The following is an 18,876-nucleotide window of genomic DNA, read 5'->3' on the forward strand; positions in this document are numbered from 1 at the left end:
TCAGTCATCTCCTTTTACGGCCACTGTAGCTTTCCCCTCAGCTGTTACTGTACCGTCCGGCAACGTCACTTTACCGGCCAGTTCGTACATTTTACCCCGCCGGCCGGTAATCCAGCTGCTGACAGTAAGTTCCCGGCCGATGGGAGTGGGATGGCGGAACCGCACTTCAAGTTTGGCGGTAACGGCATTAAGCCCTTTAGCATAAAGGTAGCGAGCCATTATTTCGTCAAGTAATGTGCTTACCAGCCCGCCGTGAACAATACCGTCATATCCCTGATGCTCGGGACCGGGGGTAAAGGTTGTCAGATATGTATCATTTTCTTCGCGAAAGTTAAGTTTAAGCCCGATAGGATTACGCGGGCCGCAGGCAAAGCACCATTGGTTATTTTCGTCCATACATGCACCTCATTATTTTGATTAAGTTAAAAACCGGCTAATCTCCTGAAATACATAATCACGTTCCATATCAAGTGTAATAATATGGCCTGACTTGTTAAGCCAGACAAGCTGCTTCTCTTGGCTGCCCAATTTATCATAAATATACTGGGCACTCTCGGGTTTGACAGTATGCTCTTTTTTGGATTGAATTACCAGCGCCGGTATGGTTATTGCCGGCAAAAGTTTATCAACATGTTTTATTAATTCAAGCAGGCTGGCCAAACTGTTGAGCGGAGTGACATCATAACTTACAGAGTATAACTGGCCGGTTTCCGGCAACCGGCGCCTTTGTTTGGAAACATAGTTGGTGAACATACGGTAAACCGGCAACAGTTTAAGACGCTTATTCGCAATATATATCGGGGTGCTAAGTACGGCCAGCTTACTCAGCGGATACTCACTGCCAAGCTTAAGTGTCAGCAGCCCTCCCATAGACAAACCGACTGCCGCAATATTACTGCATACTCCTGTCAGGAAATGGTAGCCGTCTTCGACGCTGCCATACCAGTGCGGCCATACTGTCTTGGCCATTTCTTCCGGTGTAATGCCATGTCCGGGCAGGCGTGGCGCTAACACGGTATAGCCCAGGTTATTCAGGTACTCTCCCAGCAGGCGCATCTCAGACGGTGAACCGGTAAAACCATGTACCAGCAATACTCCCTTTTCACCACCTGGCAGAAAAAAAGGCTCGGCTCCCGGCATTATGGCCAAGCAAACTCCTCCCCATTAGAGAATCTATAATTATATTATATCACCTGCTGCTAAAATTTAAAAATGCCCGATAAAGCAAACACGGTAATACCTATTAATCCTTTCTTAACATAACACAGGCAAATTCCTGCAAATCGGCCAGATGCTTTTCAATTATCTGCCGCACTATTTCTATATTGATTGCCCTATAGTCATGCACAGCTATATTACGAAACCCTACCATAGCTTTAAGCCGTCCGGCAAGATTACTAGGTATAATACCGCCTTCTTGCAATAAGTCAAAGGCGTCCCGGCTGTTCTGAGGAATACCCAGACTCTTTTCAGAAACTGTATGCATCGCAAGGTCAATAGCCGCCTCACAAGCTCGCTGGATATTGAGAATTATTGAGTCCTGCTTAGTAAAATTAGCAAGGTGTTCAGGCTTTCCGGCATATTCTTCATAAATCCTTCGTAAACATCTTTCAATTATCTGGACTTTATTGACTACAATATCACTCGCCATAGATCCTTCCCCGCTTTTTGACTTTATTGAGAATAACTGCCCGTTCTTCATTAAGCAGCGCATATTCCTTCAAGGCTCGCATTTGAAAATACATGCGCCGCGTATTGTCTGTGCAATAAATAATTTTTCCCTTCCCCACTACCTGAGCTTTAAATACCGTTGACGCCGTGGCAAGGTCGACAAGATCTACTTCCCTCCCGGCGACTCCGGCAAGTTCTTGAGCAAGTATGAATACTTCATAAGCATCAAGTCTGAGATCACTTAGATAACCTATGTCAATATCACTGTCATCCCGGCATGCGCCTTGAGCGCACGATCCGAAAAGATATACCACAAACGGGTTGGCCCTATTTTTTAGTATCTCAATAATTGTATGTAGTGTTGCTTCATGTAGCGACATGGCTGCCACCTCAAAAATGTAAATACTAAATACTATTATACCATTATCTGCCACCAAGAACAAACCTGTCGCGGGGATGGTTCTTCTGACACAACGCCTTCGGCGTGGGTCGCGAGAACCGTCCCCGCGATGCGCCCGCGACACGACAGCGCCCATGCTGGGCACAGAAAGAGACCGTCTGAAAGCAACGTGCTTTAGACGGTCTCTTAAGCATTTCGTTTTTAGAAGAAGAGAAGCGGGGCAATGATAAGCGAGATGGTTCCGGCTACTTTAATCAGTGGGTTCATGGCCGGACCTGAAGTATCTTTGAACGGGTCACCGACAGTGTCGCCGATAACGGCGGCAGCATGGGTCGGAGTGCCCTTACCGCCATATTTTCCGGTTTCAATATACTTCTTGGCGTTGTCCCAAGAACCGCCGGCGTTAGACATAAACAGCGCCAAGAGTACACCGGCTGCGGTAGCGCCGGCCAGGAAACCGGCCAGAGCTTTGGCGCCAAGGACAAAACCAACAATAATCGGAGTGCCTACGGCAAACAAACCGGGCAGCATCATTTCGCGGATGGCAGCCTTAGTACTGATGTCTACGCAGCTGGCATAGTCAGGACGTCCGGTGCCTTCCATAATGCCGGGAATTTCGCGGAACTGACGGCGGACTTCGCCGATCATTTCAAACGCGGCTTTACCTACGGCTTCCATGGTGAACGCGCAAACCAGGAAGGGCAGGGTAGCACCAAGGAAGATACCGATAATTACACCCGGTTCGGTCAGGTTGACAACCAGATGGCCGTTAACCAGCAGCCCGGACAGTTTGGGGTTCTTGGCAATTTCTTCACCAAAAGCGGTAAACAAGGCCAGGGCGGTAAGGGCAGCTGAACCAATGGCAAAGCCTTTGGCAATAGCGGCGGTAGTGTTACCGACAGAGTCCAGTTTGTCGGTGGTTTTACGAATTTCCGGACCTAGTTCAGCCATTTCGGCAATACCACCGGCGTTATCGGCAACCGGACCGAAGGAGTCAACAGCTACGACCATACCGGCGGTGCACAGCATGCCCATGGCGGCCATAGCGATACCGTAAATACCGGCTTGATTAAACGAAATCCAGATGGCAATAGCGAACACAACCATAGGGATAGCGGTACTTCTCAGACCGTTGGCCACGCCGGCAATAACGTTGGTGGCCGGGCCGGTTTGCGAAGCGTCGGCAATATGCTGGGTAGGAGCTTTATTATTGGAAGTATAGTACTCGGTAATGGCGCCAACCAGCACGTTAACAGCCAGACCGCACACAATGGCAACAGTAATGCCGAAACCTTTGTCACCGAAAATCATTGTGCCTAAACCATAGGAGGCAACAGCAACCAGAATATTGGTGCCCCAAATGCCGCGGTTTAAAGCAGCTTGCGGATCACCATCTTCCGAGGTACGTACCAGGAAAGTGCTTAAGATGGCGGCAACAATACCGGCAGCGCCGATTAACAGCGGGAACAGAACGCCATTAATGCCATAAAGAGTATTGCCGATAAGCATAGCAGCAATGGTGGTAGCAGCATAGGATTCGAACAGGTCGGCACCCATACCGGCGGTGTCGCCGACGTTGTCGCCGACATTGTCAGCAATAACTGCCGGGTTGCGGGGATCATCTTCAGGAATGCCTGCTTCTACTTTACCTACCAAGTCAGCACCAACGTCAGCCGCTTTGGTATAAATACCGCCGCCAACACGGGCAAAGAAGGCAATGGCGCTGGCACCAAAAGCAAAGCTGTTAATAACAACCGGGTCTCTAAAGATTATGTATAACCCGGAAACACCCAGCAGACCAAGGCCGGCCACCGACATACCCATTACCGCGCCGGCGCGGAAAGACACATTCAAGGCTTTGTTCAGGCTGTGACGGGCGGCTTCAGTAGTACGGGCGTTTGATTTGGTCGTTGATGTCATGCCCGCATAACCGGCAATAGCCGAGCAAATAGCGCCAACCAGGAAGGATACAGCCAGTTTATAACCATCAACATAGAACAAAATAAGAAAGATAACTACCGTAAACGGAATAAGAGTTTTGTACTGGCGATTGAGGAAGGCCATAGCACCTTCGAAAATTGCCTGGGAAATCTCCTGCATTTTTTGGTTGCCGGGGCTTTCGCTTAAAACGCTGGACATTAGATAAGCAGCAAATGCCAGCGCCAGCAGACCTGCCAACGGCGCAATGTACAATAAATCCATGATTCACTTTCCTCCTTTGAGCTTGGAAACCTTAAAAATACCCCAATATGCCGGAAAACACCCAGCCATTGAGGTTAACCACCCTACTGCATCAATTTGACTAAAGACATGGTAACCAGTCCAAACACCGCAGCAATAAAAATTGTTGCTTTTGCCAAAAATTCATCAATCCCCTTGCGTTTGCCTCCGAATATAGCTTCGGCGCCACCAGCAATAGAACCTGACAAACCGGCGCTCTTGCCTGACTGCAGTACTACGACTACAATTAGGGCAACTGCGAGCACTCCATCCAACACCATCAGCCCTGTTGTCACTTTCCCAACCTCCCCGCGAGATACCGTTATCCCTTGCCGCAACTGTGTTGCCAAGGCATGACAATATTCTAACACACTTACATGAGACTGACAATTCTTTAGCCAACTTTTTTACTATCTCAATACATATTTTTCCCAATTTGTAAAAAATTAAACAGCCGGACGACCGGCTGCTAAAAACATTTATTTTAAAAGATAATCTTTCGCCATCCAGTTCACCTCCTTCCGGCGCAAACTACCTTAAGTTATAGAATACTTTGCGTCCGCGGTATTGAGCCAGGTCGCCCAATTGTTCTTCAATCCGGAGCAGTTGGTTATACTTGGCCACACGGTCAGTGCGGGCCGGGGCGCCGGTTTTGATTTGACCGGCGTTAACGGCCACAGCAATATCGGCAATCGTGGCATCCTCGGTCTCACCGGAACGATGGGAGATGATGCAGGTATAACCGGCGCGTTTAGCCATTTCGATGGTGTCAAAAGTTTCCGTTAATGTGCCGATTTGGTTTACTTTTACCAGAATGGAGTTAGCTGTTCCGGTGGCAATACCTTGATTTAAACGTTCAACATTGGTAACAAACAGGTCGTCACCGACCAGTTGAATTTTGCCGCCCAGGCGCTCGGTCAGAAGTTTCCAGCCATCCCAATCGTCTTCGGCCATGCCGTCTTCAATCGAAATAATCGGATATTTGTCAACAAGTTGACTATAGTATTCCACCAATTCGGCCGAAGTTTTCACAACGCCTTCGCCTTCCAGATGGTATTTTCCGTCTTTAAACAATTCAGTCGAAGCAACATCAAGGCCCAGCATGACTTGTTCGCCCGGCTTGTAACCGGCTTTTTCAATGGCTTCAATGATAACTTTGAGCGCCTCTTCATTGGACGCCAGATTGGGAGCAAAACCGCCTTCGTCCCCGATCGCAGTAGCCAGCTTGCGGCCAGCAAGCACTTTTTTAAGGCTATGATAAATTTCAGCGCCCATACGCAGGGCTTCGGCGAAGCTTTCGGCGCCTACCGGCAGAATCATGAACTCTTGAATATCGACGTTATTGTCGGCGTGTTTGCCACCGTTTAATATGTTCATCATCGGAACTGGCAGTTCTTTGGCGTTTACGCCGCCCAAATACTGGTACAGTGTCAGACCTGAGGCCGCAGCGGCAGCTTTGGCGACAGCCATGGATACGCCTAAAATGGCGTTAGCGCCTAACTTGGCTTTGTTAGGGGTGCCGTCAAGCTCAATCATGGTCTTATCAATGCCGATTTGGTCAAGAGCGTCCATACCGACAATTTCCGGGGCAATAATTTCGTTGACATTTTCTACGGCTTTCAGCACACCCTTGCCAAGGTAGCGGCTCTTGTCCCCGTCGCGAAGTTCAACAGCCTCATAAGCGCCGGTGGACGCACCTGAAGGCACGGCAGCCCGGCCCATGGTGCCGTCTTCTAATAATACATCAATCTCTACAGTAGGGTTGCCGCGGGAATCCAAAATCTCTCTGGCTAGAATATCAACTATAATTGTAGACATTGTAGTTCCTCCTAGTATCTGATTCATTTATTCACTTGTGCATACCCGGTATAAGTCTTTTATCCGGGGTTGAGATTGCCACGCTCCGCTGCGTTACGCTCGCAATGACCAGGGACAAGATACGCTTGATGCTGCCGTCACTTCGTCATTGTGAGCATAGCGAAGCGCTTTTTAGACTAACTATCTCACAAGCAGGCTTTTTCCGGTCATTTCGGCAGGCTGAGCAATGCCGGCCAAGTCCAAAACGGTAGGAGCAATGTCAGCCAAAATACCCTGACGGAGTTTGCTGTGGCGATGCGCTTCAGACACCATGATAAACGGCACTTGATTGGTAGTATGGGCGGTAAACGGCTCGCCGGTGTCAGGGTTACGCATAACCTCGGCATTGCCATGGTCGGCCGTTATCAAAGTAATGCCGCCCTGGTCGCGCATAGCGTCAACAATACGGCCGATACAGGTGTCAACAGTTGTTACGGCATTAACGGCAGCATCCATAATTCCGGTATGTCCGACCATGTCACCGTTGGCGAAGTTGAGGATGATCAAGTCATATTTGCCGGCTTTGATCGCGTTAATCACATGATCAGTGACTTCCAGGGCGCTCATTTCCGGCTTAAGATCATAGGTAGCCACTTTAGGCGACGGAATGAGCAGCCGGTCTTCCCCCGGGAAAGGCTGTTCTTCACCGCCGTTAAAAAAGTATGTAACATGAGCATACTTCTCAGTTTCGGCGATTCTGAGCTGAGTAAGGCCGGCCTGGCTGAAAACTTCCCCTAATGTATTTGTCGGGCGGGTTGGCGGAAACGCTACCGGCACGTCAAAGCTTTCGTCATATTGAGTCATGCTGGCAAAGTGCAGCGGGAAAAAGCCATGTTGCCGCTCAAACCCATCAAACCCGGCATCGGTGAGCGCCCGGGTCAGCTGGCGGGCCCGGTCAGGCCGGAAATTGAAAAACACAACACCGTCATTGGCTTTGATGCCGCAGTCACCGCAACTCCTGATCACCGTCGGCAGAACAAATTCATCAGTCTTGCCATCCTTATAGGCGGCTTCCACTGCCGTGACAGCGTTGTCGGCGTCAACACCCTGGCGGTACACAAGCGCGGCATAGGCCTTCTCGGTACGCTCCCAGCGTTTGTCGCGGTCCATGGCATAATACCGCCCGGAAACAGTGGCAATCTTGCCGACACCAATTTTGGCCATTTCATTCTCCAGCGCTGTGATATATTCGATGGCGCTGGAAGGCGGCACATCCCGCCCGTCCAAAAAGGCATGAACATATACCTTGTCTAAACCATGCCGTTTTGCCAGTTCCAGCAAAGCATAGACATGGGTCAAATGGCTGTGCACACCGCCGTCAGACACCAGGCCCAGCAAGTGCAGCGCGCCATCTGACGCTTTGGTCTGTTCGCAGACCTGGCTAAGTACCGGATTAGTATAGAAGCCGCCATCTCGTATTGCTTTACTGATGCGGGTAAGTTCCTGATAAATGATACGGCCTGAGCCAATATTAAGGTGGCCTACTTCAGAGTTGCCCATCTGTCCTTCCGGCAAGCCGACAGCTTCGCCTGAGCAGGTCAAAGCCGTTGCGGGATACAGCTCTGTCAACAGCTTCATATGCGGGGTACCGGCTTTAACGATAGCGTTAAACTCGTCATCGTCGCGGCCAATACCCCAGCCATCAAGGATAAGGAGTGCAATTGGAGTTGAGAGTTTAGACACAGTACTTTCTCCCTTACTTAAACTTAACTAGTTTGCTAAATGTCGCCGCTTCCAGACTTGCACCGCCGACCAGCGCCCCGTCAATATCGGGTTTGGCCATAAGTTCGCCAATATTGTCGGGCTTGACGCTGCCGCCGTACTGGATACGCACACTGTCAGCGCCGGCCTGGCCGAACATGCCGGCAACCGTACGGCGGATAAAGGCGCACACGGCATTGGCGTCATCAGCCGAAGCCGTGCGGCCGGTGCCAATCGCCCAAACAGGCTCATAGGCAATCACCAAGCCGGCAACTTGTCCGGCGGTAAGGCCGTCAAGGCCGCCTTTGACTTGTACGCCGACCACCTGTTCCGTGTCATTGGCTTCGCGCTCAGCCAGCGTTTCGCCTACGCAGACAATAGGTACAAGACCGGCCTTCAACGCGGCTTTTACTTTATTATTTACGGTTTGGTCAGTTTCAGCAAAATACCGGCGGCGCTCGGAATGACCGATAATAACATGAGTGCAGCCAATATCCTTAAGCATGCCGGGAGCAATTTCCCCAGTAAAGGCGCCTTTATCCTCCCAATGCATATTTTGCGCACCCAGACCGATATTGGTTCCGGCTACGGCGCCGGCTACGGCGGCTAAAGCCGTAAACGGCGGACATACAACAATTTCTGCGTCCTGAACATCACTTGTCAGAGCTTTTAACTCCTCAACAAGTTTGACGCCTTCCCCGGCTGTTTTATGCATTTTCCAGTTGCCGGCAATAATAGGCTTGCGCATGTTCTCCACTCCTTAAAAATTACTTATCGGCCAGTGCGGCAATGCCGGGCAGTTCTTTGCCTTCTAAAAACTCCAGCGACGCGCCGCCGCCGGTGGAAATATGCGTAATTTTCGCGGCAAGGTTGAGTTTTTCAAGCGCCGCCACCGAATCACCGCCACCGACAATGCTTTTGGCGCCAGATGCCGCTACCGCCTTAGCCACGGCTTCAGTGCCTACGGCAAACGCGTCAAACTCGAACACACCCATAGGCCCGTTCCATACCACTGTTTTAGCCCCCTTCAAGGCCTGAGCGAATTTATCGGCGGTAGCCGGACCGATATCCAGCGCCATCCATTCGGCCGGGATTTGATCAACTGCCACCGTTTTCCGGTCAGCGTCAGCGGCAAATTTATCGGCTACAACAACATCTTCAGGCAGCAGCAGGTTGACGCCTTTAGTTTTGGCTGTTGCCATCAGTTCTTTGGCCAAGTCCACCTTATCCCCCTCAACCAGCGACTTACCGGTTTGATAGCCCTGAGCGGCCAGGAAGGTGTTAGCCATGCCGCCGCCGATAATCAGGGTGTCAACTTTGCTAAGCAGGTTTTCAATGACCCCGATTTTGTCCGAAACTTTAGCGCCGCCGATAATGGCAACAAACGGACGGGATGGGGCGGTAACGGCCTGACCTAAGAACAAAAGTTCCCGGTCCATGAGGAAACCGGATACGGCCGGAATATATCGGGTAATGCCATGCACTGAAGCATGGGCACGGTGGGATACGCCAAAAGCATCATTGACTAAGAGTTCGGCCAGACCGGCAAGTTGTTTGGCAAATTCCGGGTCGTTCTTTTCTTCTTCGGCATGAAACCGCAAATTTTCCAGCATGAGAATCTGGCCGGGCTTAAGTTCAGCCGCCATTTTTTCAGCTTCCGGGCCAACACAGTCAGGGGCAAACAGTATTTCCCGGCCATACAGCAATTGAGACAACTTTTGGGCAACAGGCCTGAGGGAAAACTCGGGCGCTACCTTACCTTTGGGACGGCCCAAATGGCTGGCCAAAATTATCGCGGCGTTTTTCGCCAGCAAAAATTCCAGTGTGGGAATAGTGGCGCGGATACGGGTGTCATCAGTAATTTTGCCTTGTTTATCCATGGGCACGTTGTAGTCAACCCGCACCAGCACTTTTTTGCCAGATACCCAGACGTCATTTAAGCTTTTTTTATTCACGCACAATTCCTCCAGCAAACAATATTCAGAGATGAAGCAATCTCAAACCCGGGTCTGAGATTGCTTCATGGCCGGTATTACAGTCCTTTGCCGATGATGTAGCCGATGAGATCGACAACACGGTTGGAGTAACCCCATTCATTGTCATACCAGGCGACAACTTTGACCAGGTTGTCGCCTACCATCATGGTTGAAGGAGCGTCAACGATGGAAGAATGAGCATTGCCGTTATAGTCTTTGGAAACAAGCTGTTCTTCGGAGAAGGCCATAATACCTTTGAGTTCACCTTGAGCGGCTTCTTTCAGGGCGGCGTTGACCGCGTCAACGGTGGCGGGTTTTTCCAGTTGAGCTACCAGGTCAGTAATGGATACATTAGGTGTAGGCACGCGCAGGGCAAAGCCATTCAGTTTGCCTTTGAGTTCAGGCAGTACCAGGGCAACAGCTTTGGCGGCGCCGGTTGTCGTCGGGATAATGGACATGGCGGCGGCGCGGGCGCGGCGCAGGTCTTTGTGCGGCAGGTCAAGAATGTTTTGGTCGTTGGTATAAGCATGAACGGTAGTCATTAACCCGGACTTGATGCCGAACTTTTCATGCAGCACTTTGGCGAACGGCGCCAGGCAGTTGGTGGTGCAGGAAGCGTTGGAAATTACGTGATGGCTGGCCGGATCGTATTTATCCTGGTTTACGCCCATAACAATGGTGATGTCTTCATTTTTGGCCGGAGCGGAAATAATTACTTTTTTGGCGCCGGCTTTAATATGGGCCATAGCTTTGTCTTTTTCAGTAAACCGGCCGGTTGACTCAACAACAATATCAACCCCCATATCCTTCCAGGGCAGGCTGGCCGGATCTTTCTCCGCAAGGACTTTAACGGTTTTGCCGTTAACTTCGATGCCGCCGTCAACGGCTTTGACCTCAGCATTCATGGTGCCGTGGACAGAGTCATATTTCAAAAGATGAGCTAGAGTTTTAGCGTCAGTCAGGTCGTTTACAGCAACGATTTCAAACTGCGGATTGTTCATTGCTGCCCGGAAAACATTCCGGCCGATACGTCCAAAACCGTTAATACCCACTTTAATAGTCATGATCAAAATTCCCCCTAAATATTATTTGTGTTTATAATGAACTGAATGGCCCTGGCCGCCGCTTCGTCAGTAACCAGCACATGTTGAGCGCCTGTCCCGGCTACCGCCAAAATAGCTTTTGCTTTAGCGCTGCCGCCGGCCACGGCAATTACCTTGCCGATCCCGGCTAAGTCATCCAGCCTTAAACCGATACTGCTGGTAACATACACAATTTCCCCGGATAGTGAACAGTATTGCCCCAATGCTTCGGCAACCGCCCCCCGGCGTTCAATTTCAGCAATTGTGGCCTGCGGCACACCGCGTCTTGCGGCCATTTCAGCCGCCTCGCCGATGCCGTACACCAAAATATCAGCCTGCTTAATCATGTCAGCCACAGCCTTGAGGTTGGCATCGCCGGCCAATATGACTTCAAGTGTTTCCTCACTGACTCCGTCCGGTATGTGGAGCAACCGGTAACGCCCGCCCAGCTTGCCGGCCATAACGGCCGCAATGGTATTGGCCTGATACTCAACAACCTCGCCCAAACCGCCCCTGGCCGGCACAACCGTGGTCGACGGAACGCTGAAATTAACAGCTTCCGCCACTTTGGCCATGGTCGAACCACCGCTTACAGCGACAATCATATTATCTCCCAGATGTTGTCCAAGTACACCTGCCGCAGCACGGCCAAGTTCACGTTTGACAGCGCTGTCGGCTTCACTGTCGCCCGGAATAATAATTACCTTCTTGAGATTGAGCCGCTCGGCCAATTCATCCTCAAGCGCCGCTAAACCATGTAACATGCGGATATACTCGGCTAAATCAGCCAACATTGTTTGCCCTTCAAAAGTAACGCTCATCCCCAATTGTGAAAACTCAACCAAACCGGCGGCTTTCAGCCAATCGACATTGGCTCTGACCACCCGCTCCCCCATATTCAGCATGGTTGCCAGCGCCCGCCGGCCAACCGGCTGGGTATGTTGAATCTGGCGCAGGAGATTGTATCTTGCTTCAATAATTTGCGTTAGTTCAGGCGCAATTTTGCGCTGCAGCTGAATAATTTTATCCATTGCCTTCTCCTTGGGTTAAAATATGTCCCGCATGAACATATTATGTCCCATTTCAAGTAAAAAAACCGGATAGCTTACCTATCCTTATTTTGCTATTTCGGCAAGTATCTTGAAAATCCTGCTACTGCAGGAAACTTTTTTTACAGAGAAAGATGCTGCGCGTAAGCAGCGCGGATTATGGCAACAGGATGAGCGGTCTTAATAAAACCGTAGTTACCTGATATGCCGCAACACCCGGCGTCAGCGTCGGTTACCTCAATCCCGGGAAGCATGCCGACAAGTTCCAGGCCGGGCTTACCCATTCCCTGTACCCGCAAGTGACAGCTGCCACATCAAGACCGACCTCAGGCTGATTGTAATTAATAAAACAACCGGGGTAAAACACAGCTTTGTCAGCAAACGGCTGCTGCTTAATTTTCGTGACGTACTCCCACCACCTAAGAGGTGGGGGCTTCTTGGGACATACCGACTAACGTCAGTATAATTACCAAGCTATCCCCGTTCGCCCAACGGTTCTTTATTACAGGTTAGGCTATGCCAAAGTCCGTAGTGGTTTTTACGGCTGGTATCACTGGTTTTATGTCGGCTTCGTCATAAAGTTAAAATTTCCCTTTTTTGTTTATATGAAATTATTGCCAATAATGCGACAAAAACAACTATCTTTAATCTGTATAAAGAAAACACGGCTTGCGCCGAGCCTTTGGCGAAAGCGGAAGCCGATGTTGCCCTTATCCTGACAGAAAGTTATACTTTCTGTCAGGACAAAAAAGCAGAGCTTGCTGCTCTGCTAATAACGTTTGCGTTTACTTGACGCTAATATGCCTAGCTCTTCCCGGTACTTGGTTACCGTGCGGCGGGAGACGACAATACCACGCTTGTTGAGTAAACCGGCAATTGCCTGGTCGCTCAGTGGCCGGGATGGGTTTTCAGCCTGCACCAGTTCTTTCAATTCGCGTTTTACCCGGCTGGCAGAAACGTCTTCACCGTCAGCGCTTTGGACGCCGGAAGTGAAAAAGGTATGCATGCCAAACAGACCATGAGGAGTGGACATATATTTATTAGCTGTAGCCCGGCTTACTGTTGATTCGTGAACACCAATTTGTTCAGCTACTTTTTTCATAGTGAGCGGACGCAGAAACTTGGGGCCGTGGTCAAAAAAACCGCGCTGCAGGTTGACAATGGCTTCAGTCACGTTATATAACGTACGGCGGCGCTGCTCAATGCTTTTTATCAGCCAAACGGCTGAGTTGATGCGGCCTTCGACATATTTCCGGGCTTCACTGTCGGCTTCCCGGATAACCTGACGGTAATAAGGATTAATCGACAATTGCGGTACATGATTATCATTTATGTGAATTATATAAGAATTATTCAGACGTTCAACCGTAACATCAGGCACAATGTATCCCGGCTGGCCGCCGCCATAGGCCCGTCCCGGTTTAGGGTCGAGCGTGCGGATGATATCAACGGCCTGCTGGACCTCGTGCGTGGAGCAGCTCAGTTTGTCGGCAATCTGCTTATAACGGCCGCAGGCAACTTGATCAAGGTACTCACCAATAATAGCCGCCGCCAGGCTGATTTCCCGGTTAACATGCCCTGCTGCCTTTTGCTCCAGTTGAATAAGCAGGCATTCCTGCAGACTGCGCGCCCCCACGCCGACCGGGTCAAAAGTTTGAATAATCTTGAGGACATCGGTCACCAGCGCCTCAGATACCCCCAAATGTGCCGCAGCTTCCCCGGTTGTCCCGCATAAATAACCGTTGTCGTCAATACAACCAATCAGATATTTGCCAATAGTCAAATGTTTGCAGTTAAACACAGCAAAATGCAGTTGCATTTCCAAATAGTCTTGCAGCGACACATTCTCGGCGCCGGCCAGTTCACGCCGCTGGGCGGCTTCGCCGGCCTCCGGCTGATTACCGCCGGAGATCGTGTCATTTAACAAATATTCAAGCCAGTCGTCCGTGTCAGCCTGAGTATCATAGTCCCCAGCTGTTGTCTCACCCTCAGGCTCATTCCCCGTATCGCCGACGTCAGTCTCAAGTACCGGGTTTTCCAGCAGTTCTTTTTCAACCATCGCCGCCAGCTCCATGGCCGGAAGCTGTAAAATAGCAATTGCCTGGCGGAGTTGGGGCGTCATGATTAATTTTTGCGTTGTTTCCAGCTTAAGTCCGTAATCCATTTGCATGGCGTTAACCTCCCCTATAGCCGATAGGCCGAATTCCTGTATTTTCAAAAGTAATAAAGAGTTTTCAATATATGTCAGCAGATCCGCGGCAATTGTTCGCCTGTTAGCATATCTAACAGGCGAATTCCCCCGACCGTTGTCCTCAGTGCCACTTGTCCCCTGAGTTGTCCGGTCACTGTCCCGATTACCCGGGCCGAAGCCGCCAATGGATCTTTTTTCATTATCGTCAGAACTTTTTCACTATATTCTTTTTCGACAAATACAATTACTTTTCCTTCATTAGCGAGATATAAAGGGTCAAATCCCAATATATCACAGACGGCCGCCACCTCAGGCCGCACCGGAATGGCACTTTCCTCCAAAATCATGCCCAGCCCGGCATCAGCAGCAATTTCGTTCAACGTTGTCGCCAACCCGCCCCGGGTCGGGTCGCGCAGCATGGCTACCTGCGGCACTTCGGTCAGAATGGCTTGGATGAGACCGTTAAGCGGGGCACAATCGCTGGTGATTTTTTCCGGAAGCGTCAGACCGTGACGCTCACTCATTACCGCAATGGCATGGTCGCCCAAAAAGCCGCTGACAATAATATCCTGGCCGGGCTTGACCCGCCTGGCTGAAATATCAACATGCGGCAACATCAGGCCGATACCGGCAGTATTAATGTACATACCGTCAACAGCTCCCTTTTCCACTACCTTGGTATCACCGGTAACAATGTACACTCCGGCCAGGCGGGCTGTCTCACGCATCGCCAGGACAATTTCCCTGAGTTCGGACACCGGCAGGCCTTCCTCAATAATGAAACCGGTGCTTAAATACAGCGGCCTGGCTCCGCACACCGCCAAATCGTTAACTGTACCGCATACCGCCAGTTTGCCGATATTGCCGCCGGGAAAAAAGCGGGGCTTGACCACATAACTGTCAGTGGTAAACGCCAGCTTGGCCCCGCCGGCAGTAAGCCGCGCCCCGTCATGGAGTTCGGCCAGCGCCGGATTGGCGAAAGCCGGCAGCAGGATATCCTTGATCAGATCATGACTAAGCCGTCCGCCGCTGCCATGACCAAGCAGGATACGTTCATCGCGGTTATTCATAATGCCACCGTCCTTGACCGTATTTATACCAGGCGGCGCACGCGCCCTCCACCGAGACCATGCACGCCCCCACCGGGTGCTCCGGTGTACAGCTTTGGCCAAAATGCGGACAACCGGCAGGAACAATCAACCCGCGCAGCACTTCGCCACAGCGGCAACCGGCCGGCTCGCGCGACACGGCCTTAACTAAAGGCAGCGCCGCCGCAGCGTCATAGCGCTCATATGCGGCCGTTAACCTAAGACCCGAACCGGCGATAACGCCAAATCCCCGCCAGACAGTATCGACCGGCCGGTATACCTGGTTTAACACCCGCATGGCCGCCGGGTTGCCTGCAGACTTGACCACCCGCCGGTATTGATTGACGAGGACAGGCTGACCGGCAGCAATTTGCTTCAGCAGTAAATAGATGGCCTGCAAAATGTCAAGCGCCTCAAAGCCGGTGACCACCGCCGGCACCCTGTGCTCTTCAGCGACAAACCGGTATGGGGCTAAACCGCTTATGGCGGCAGTATGCCCTGGCAGCAAAAAACCGTCGATCCGGCTGTCCGGTGCGGCTAAGATGGCTTTAAGCGCCGGCGGCGCCAGCTTGTGAGCCGACAGGACAAAAAAATTTTCCAGGCCCTGCTGCTCAGCCTGCAGTACGGTAGCCGCCGCCGTCGGCGCGGTTGTCTCAAAACCTACCGCCAGAAAAACCACTTTTTTCCCGGGATTTTCCCGGGCGATACGTAAACTGTCCAACGGCGAATAGACAATGCGGATATCGGCGCCTTGCGCCTTTTCGGCCATAAGACTTGATTGTGATCCCGGTACCCTGAGCATGTCGCCAAAGGTGGCAATAACGGTATCCGGACAACGGCTGCAGGCAATGGCTGTGTCAATATATTCATTAGGCGTGACACATACCGGACAGCCCGGACCGCTGACCAGCTCAACCTCCGGCGGCAATAGCTGGCGGATACCTGCCCGGAAGATGGCCACCGTGTGCGTGCCGCACACTTCCATAATGCGCACCGGGCGGCTTGCCATGCGCTTAATCCCGTCCGCGAAAAACCTGGCAGCCCGGCCTGTCTCCTCAACTGTCAGCCGCATACCGTTCAATCTCCTTAAACAATTCCAGTGTTCGCTTAGCTTCTTCTTCATCAATACTCTGAATGGCAAAACCGGCATGAATCAAAACATAATCGCCAACAGCCGCGTCAGGCAGCAGCATGAGGCTGACCTGACGGGTTACGCCGTCGCTATCGACTGTCGCCATAAATTCCGTACGGTCAATGATTTTGGCAGGAACGGCCAGACACATAATTTTACCTGCTCCTTTCCCCGGCAACAATGGCCTGGCCGAGCGCCAGGCCGCCGTCGTTAGGCGGTGTCAACCGGTGAAGATAGATAGTGAAACTGTGTTGTTCGAGCATTCTGACAACTTGCGTCAACAGTGTGACATTCTGGAAAACGCCGCCACTCAAAACCACCCGGTTAAGCTTGGTGGCGTTACCGATTTTACCGGCAACCGCGACAATGGCAGCAGCCAGTGTCGCATGAAAATCGGCGGCAAGCTGCGGCACGGCTGCTCCTTGCCGGAGGGCCTGACAGAGAGCGGCAAATACCGGTTTAAAATCAAGCTCCCAGGTATCGCCCACCTCACCCGCACTATACGGTAACACCTTCCCGGTCAGCCCCTGGGCGGCCAGTTCCAGTTCAACTGCCGCTTGCCCCTCGTAATTAATGACCTGCCTGATGCCCAGCAGCGCAGCCGCCACGTCAAACAGCCGGCCGGCACCGGATGACAGCGGCGTGTTCAGGCCTTTTTCAACTGCGGCCAGCACCAGTTCCCAGCCGGCCGGCAGGTTGCGCGCAAGTGGCAAATTAAGCCGGACAAAATCCTGACCGTACAGTTCGTTAAGTAACCAGACGGCCATTCGCCACGGCTCTTTGATGGCTTTCGCCCCGCCCGGCAGCGGCATATAGGCCAGATGCCCCAGCCGGCGGTAATCTTTCAAGTCAGCTACCAAAAACTCGCCGCCCCACAGCGTACCGTCCGGGCCATAACCGGTGCCGTCAAAGGCAATGCCGATAACAGGTCCGTCAAGGTTATGCTCGGCCATTACCGCTGCAATATGGGCATGATGGTGCTGGACGGCCACTTTGGGCAAATCAAGCGCCGCCGCATATTTTGTTGACAAGTATTCGGGATGAAGGTCACAAGCGGCAATTTGCGGTGTAACATTTACCAGTTTTTTAAAGTGCTCAATGGCCGCAATATAGGATTGATAGGTAGGCAAATTTTCCAGATCGCCGTTGTGGGCACTAAGAAATGCCTGCTTGCCCCGGGTCAGGCAAAAGGTGTTTTTCAATTCGCCGCCAACGGCCAAGACCGGCGGCATAGCCCGCGCCAGGCCGACCGGCGCCGGGACATAGCCCCGGCTGCGGCGAATAAAATAGGGCTGATCAAAAACCGTCCGGACAACCGAATCGTCGGCCCGGCAGTAAATGTCCCGGTTATGGATGAGAAAGCAGTCGGCAATATCTTTGAGCCGCTCTACGGCATCGGCATCTTCATAGGCAATCGGCTCGTCACTGGCGTTACCGCTGGTCATGCCCCAGATATCCTGTGCTTCCAGCAGCAAATAGTGCACTGGGGCATAAGGCAGCATGACCCCGATATACCGGTTGCCTGGGGCTATACCGTCAGCCAGACTGTAGCCGGCCCCTTTGGCCAGCAGCACAATCGGCCGGGCGGCGCTCTGCAGCAGTTGCCCGTCAGCAGCCGACACCATGCACTCTGCCGTGATAGCCGCCATACTGCCGGCCATCACGGCAAACGGCTTATCCTCCCGCACCTTCCGCGCTCTTAAGCGGGCAACGGCCGTCCCGTCCCGGGCATTGACCGCCAGATGATAGCCGCCAATTCCCTTGATGGCGACAATAGCACCATGAGCCACCCGCTCTCTGGCTGCCCGAAACACGTCCCGGCTGTTATCAGCCAACAACTGACCGGTTCTGTCAGTCAGGCGATAGGCCGGGCCGCACACCGGGCAAGCATTGGGCTGGGCGTGAAAGCGGCGGTTGGCCGGGTTTTCATATTCAGCCCGACAAGCCTGACACATGACAAAATTGTCCATAGTAGTAGCGTGCCGGTCATAGGGGATATCTTTAATAATGGTATAACGCGGCCCGCAGTCGGTGCAATTGATAAACGGATAACGGTAACGCCGGTCAGCCGGATTTAACAGCTCATTTAGGCAATTGTCACAAATTGCGACATCAGGTGATATCAGGGCCGTCTTGGCCTGACCTTCCTCACTCGTCTTGATGGTAAAGCCGGTATAGCCGCTGACAGGAGCGGTTTTGACTGTTATTGTTTCAATAACGGCCAACGGCGGCGCCTGAGTTTTCAGCGCGGTGATAAAACCGTCAAGAGCGGCGGGATAGCCTTCCGCTTCAATCGTAACCCCGCTGGCGTTGTTGGTCACCCAGCCGTTTATCTCATACTTTCCGGCCAAGTTATAGACAAAGGGGCGGAACCCCACCCCTTGGACGATACCGGTTATATGAATGCGAACAGCGAAATAAGTCATAAACCGACTCCTCTTTTGGAAAGCTGAGATTGCCACGCTGCGCTCGCAATGACTGGGGAAAGGGTATGTTCTTCCATCATTGC

18 protein-coding genes are annotated in these 18,876 nt (G+C 51.8%); all 18 read right to left on the reverse strand.

Features of this window, described 5'->3' with window-relative positions:
• Positions 1–396, reverse strand: a complete 396-nt coding sequence (locus tag SCACP_RS15655; protein WP_425058418.1) for a PaaI family thioesterase — start codon at positions 394–396, stop codon at positions 1–3.
• 21 nt (positions 397–417) lie between these two features.
• Positions 418–1,149, reverse strand: coding sequence for an alpha/beta hydrolase (locus tag SCACP_RS15660; protein ID WP_425058419.1), 732 nt, complete (start codon positions 1,147–1,149; stop codon positions 418–420).
• A gap of 94 nt (positions 1,150–1,243) precedes the next feature.
• Positions 1,244–1,651: a type VII toxin-antitoxin system HepT family RNase toxin gene (gene hepT / locus SCACP_RS15665; protein ID WP_425058420.1), complete on the reverse strand. Its 408-nt coding sequence runs from the start codon at positions 1,649–1,651 to the stop codon at positions 1,244–1,246.
• Positions 1,641–2,051 (reverse strand): type VII toxin-antitoxin system MntA family adenylyltransferase antitoxin, encoded by a 411-nt coding sequence (mntA, locus tag SCACP_RS15670; RefSeq protein WP_425058421.1) that lies wholly within the window; start codon positions 2,049–2,051, stop codon positions 1,641–1,643. The genes hepT and mntA overlap by 11 nt, the downstream gene beginning before the upstream one ends.
• A 221-nt stretch (positions 2,052–2,272) precedes the next feature.
• Positions 2,273–4,273 carry a sodium-translocating pyrophosphatase gene (locus tag SCACP_RS15675; RefSeq protein ID WP_425058422.1) on the reverse strand — a complete coding sequence of 667 codons (2,001 nt, stop codon included), beginning with the start codon at positions 4,271–4,273 and terminating at the stop codon, positions 2,273–2,275.
• 83 nt (positions 4,274–4,356) lie between these two features.
• On the reverse strand, positions 4,357–4,587 hold the full coding sequence (gene secG / locus SCACP_RS15680; RefSeq protein ID WP_425058423.1) for a preprotein translocase subunit SecG: 231 nt from the start codon (positions 4,585–4,587) through the stop codon (positions 4,357–4,359).
• A 235-nt stretch (positions 4,588–4,822) separates the two neighbouring features.
• A complete protein-coding gene (gene eno, locus SCACP_RS15685; protein ID WP_425058425.1) occupies positions 4,823–6,109 on the reverse strand; it encodes a phosphopyruvate hydratase in 1,287 nt (428 codons plus the stop codon).
• 180 nt (positions 6,110–6,289) lie between these two features.
• Positions 6,290–7,831 carry a 2,3-bisphosphoglycerate-independent phosphoglycerate mutase gene (gene gpmI, locus SCACP_RS15690; RefSeq protein ID WP_425058427.1) on the reverse strand — a complete coding sequence of 514 codons (1,542 nt, stop codon included), beginning with the start codon at positions 7,829–7,831 and terminating at the stop codon, positions 6,290–6,292.
• Between the two features lie 13 nt (positions 7,832–7,844).
• Entirely contained in the window at positions 7,845–8,597 is a 753-nt protein-coding gene (gene tpiA / locus SCACP_RS15695; RefSeq protein ID WP_425058428.1) for a triose-phosphate isomerase, read from the reverse strand.
• A gap of 19 nt (positions 8,598–8,616) precedes the next feature.
• Complete coding sequence (locus tag SCACP_RS15700) at positions 8,617–9,804, reverse strand: phosphoglycerate kinase (RefSeq protein WP_425058429.1); 1,188 nt, start codon at positions 9,802–9,804, stop codon at positions 8,617–8,619.
• Between the two features lie 77 nt (positions 9,805–9,881).
• The gene (gene gap, locus SCACP_RS15705) at positions 9,882–10,889 is read right to left on the reverse strand and encodes a type I glyceraldehyde-3-phosphate dehydrogenase (RefSeq protein WP_425058430.1); all 1,008 of its coding nucleotides are present in this window, start codon (positions 10,887–10,889) and stop codon (positions 9,882–9,884) included.
• 14 nt (positions 10,890–10,903) lie between these two features.
• Positions 10,904–11,938 (reverse strand): sugar-binding transcriptional regulator, encoded by a 1,035-nt coding sequence (locus SCACP_RS15710; RefSeq protein ID WP_425058431.1) that lies wholly within the window; start codon positions 11,936–11,938, stop codon positions 10,904–10,906.
• A gap of 140 nt (positions 11,939–12,078) precedes the next feature.
• On the reverse strand, positions 12,079–12,240 hold the full coding sequence (locus tag SCACP_RS15715) for a hypothetical protein (protein WP_425058432.1): 162 nt from the start codon (positions 12,238–12,240) through the stop codon (positions 12,079–12,081).
• A gap of 485 nt (positions 12,241–12,725) precedes the next feature.
• On the reverse strand, positions 12,726–14,126 hold the full coding sequence (rpoN, locus tag SCACP_RS15720) for an RNA polymerase factor sigma-54 (RefSeq protein WP_425058433.1): 1,401 nt from the start codon (positions 14,124–14,126) through the stop codon (positions 12,726–12,728).
• Positions 14,127–14,200: 74 nt separating this feature from the next.
• Complete coding sequence (gene hypE / locus SCACP_RS15725) at positions 14,201–15,217, reverse strand: hydrogenase expression/formation protein HypE (protein ID WP_425058434.1); 1,017 nt, start codon at positions 15,215–15,217, stop codon at positions 14,201–14,203.
• Positions 15,210–16,307 (reverse strand): hydrogenase formation protein HypD, encoded by a 1,098-nt coding sequence (hypD, locus tag SCACP_RS15730; protein WP_425058435.1) that lies wholly within the window; start codon positions 16,305–16,307, stop codon positions 15,210–15,212. The genes hypE and hypD overlap by 8 nt, the downstream gene beginning before the upstream one ends.
• The gene (locus SCACP_RS15735) at positions 16,291–16,518 is read right to left on the reverse strand and encodes a HypC/HybG/HupF family hydrogenase formation chaperone (RefSeq protein WP_425058436.1); all 228 of its coding nucleotides are present in this window, start codon (positions 16,516–16,518) and stop codon (positions 16,291–16,293) included. Before SCACP_RS15735 ends, hypD begins: the two co-directional genes overlap by 17 nt.
• A gap of 4 nt (positions 16,519–16,522) precedes the next feature.
• Positions 16,523–18,793 carry a carbamoyltransferase HypF gene (hypF, locus tag SCACP_RS15740; protein ID WP_425058437.1) on the reverse strand — a complete coding sequence of 757 codons (2,271 nt, stop codon included), beginning with the start codon at positions 18,791–18,793 and terminating at the stop codon, positions 16,523–16,525.
• Between the last annotated feature and the right edge of the window lie 83 nt (positions 18,794–18,876).

It is taken from the genome of Sporomusaceae bacterium ACPt (assembly GCA_041428575.1).
GTDB lineage: Bacteria > Bacillota > Negativicutes > Sporomusales > Sporomusaceae > Sporomusa_D > Sporomusa_D carbonis.

Coding starts and splice junctions, on each gene's coding strand:
- SCACP_RS15655 (WP_425058418.1), bottom strand. CDS start 396: ATGGACGAAAATAACCAATGGTGCTTTGCCTGCGGCCCGCGTAATCCT.
- hepT (WP_425058420.1), bottom strand. CDS start 1,651: ATGGCGAGTGATATTGTAGTCAATAAAGTCCAGATAATTGAAAGATGT.
- mntA (WP_425058421.1), bottom strand. CDS start 2,051: ATGTCGCTACATGAAGCAACACTACATACAATTATTGAGATACTAAAA.
- SCACP_RS15675 (WP_425058422.1), bottom strand. CDS start 4,273: ATGGATTTATTGTACATTGCGCCGTTGGCAGGTCTGCTGGCGCTGGCA.
- eno (WP_425058425.1), bottom strand. CDS start 6,109: ATGTCTACAATTATAGTTGATATTCTAGCCAGAGAGATTTTGGATTCC.
- tpiA (WP_425058428.1), bottom strand. CDS start 8,597: ATGCGCAAGCCTATTATTGCCGGCAACTGGAAAATGCATAAAACAGCC.
- gap (WP_425058430.1), bottom strand. CDS start 10,889: ATGACTATTAAAGTGGGTATTAACGGTTTTGGACGTATCGGCCGGAAT.
- SCACP_RS15710 (WP_425058431.1), bottom strand. CDS start 11,938: ATGGATAAAATTATTCAGCTGCAGCGCAAAATTGCGCCTGAACTAACG.
- SCACP_RS15715 (WP_425058432.1), bottom strand. CDS start 12,240: ATGGGTAAGCCCGGCCTGGAACTTGTCGGCATGCTTCCCGGGATTGAG.
- rpoN (WP_425058433.1), bottom strand. CDS start 14,126: ATGCAAATGGATTACGGACTTAAGCTGGAAACAACGCAAAAATTAATC.
- hypE (WP_425058434.1), bottom strand. CDS start 15,217: ATGAATAACCGCGATGAACGTATCCTGCTTGGTCATGGCAGCGGCGGA.
- hypD (WP_425058435.1), bottom strand. CDS start 16,307: ATGCGGCTGACAGTTGAGGAGACAGGCCGGGCTGCCAGGTTTTTCGCG.
- SCACP_RS15735 (WP_425058436.1), bottom strand. CDS start 16,518: ATGTGTCTGGCCGTTCCTGCCAAAATCATTGACCGTACGGAATTTATG.
- hypF (WP_425058437.1), bottom strand. CDS start 18,793: ATGACTTATTTCGCTGTTCGCATTCATATAACCGGTATCGTCCAAGGG.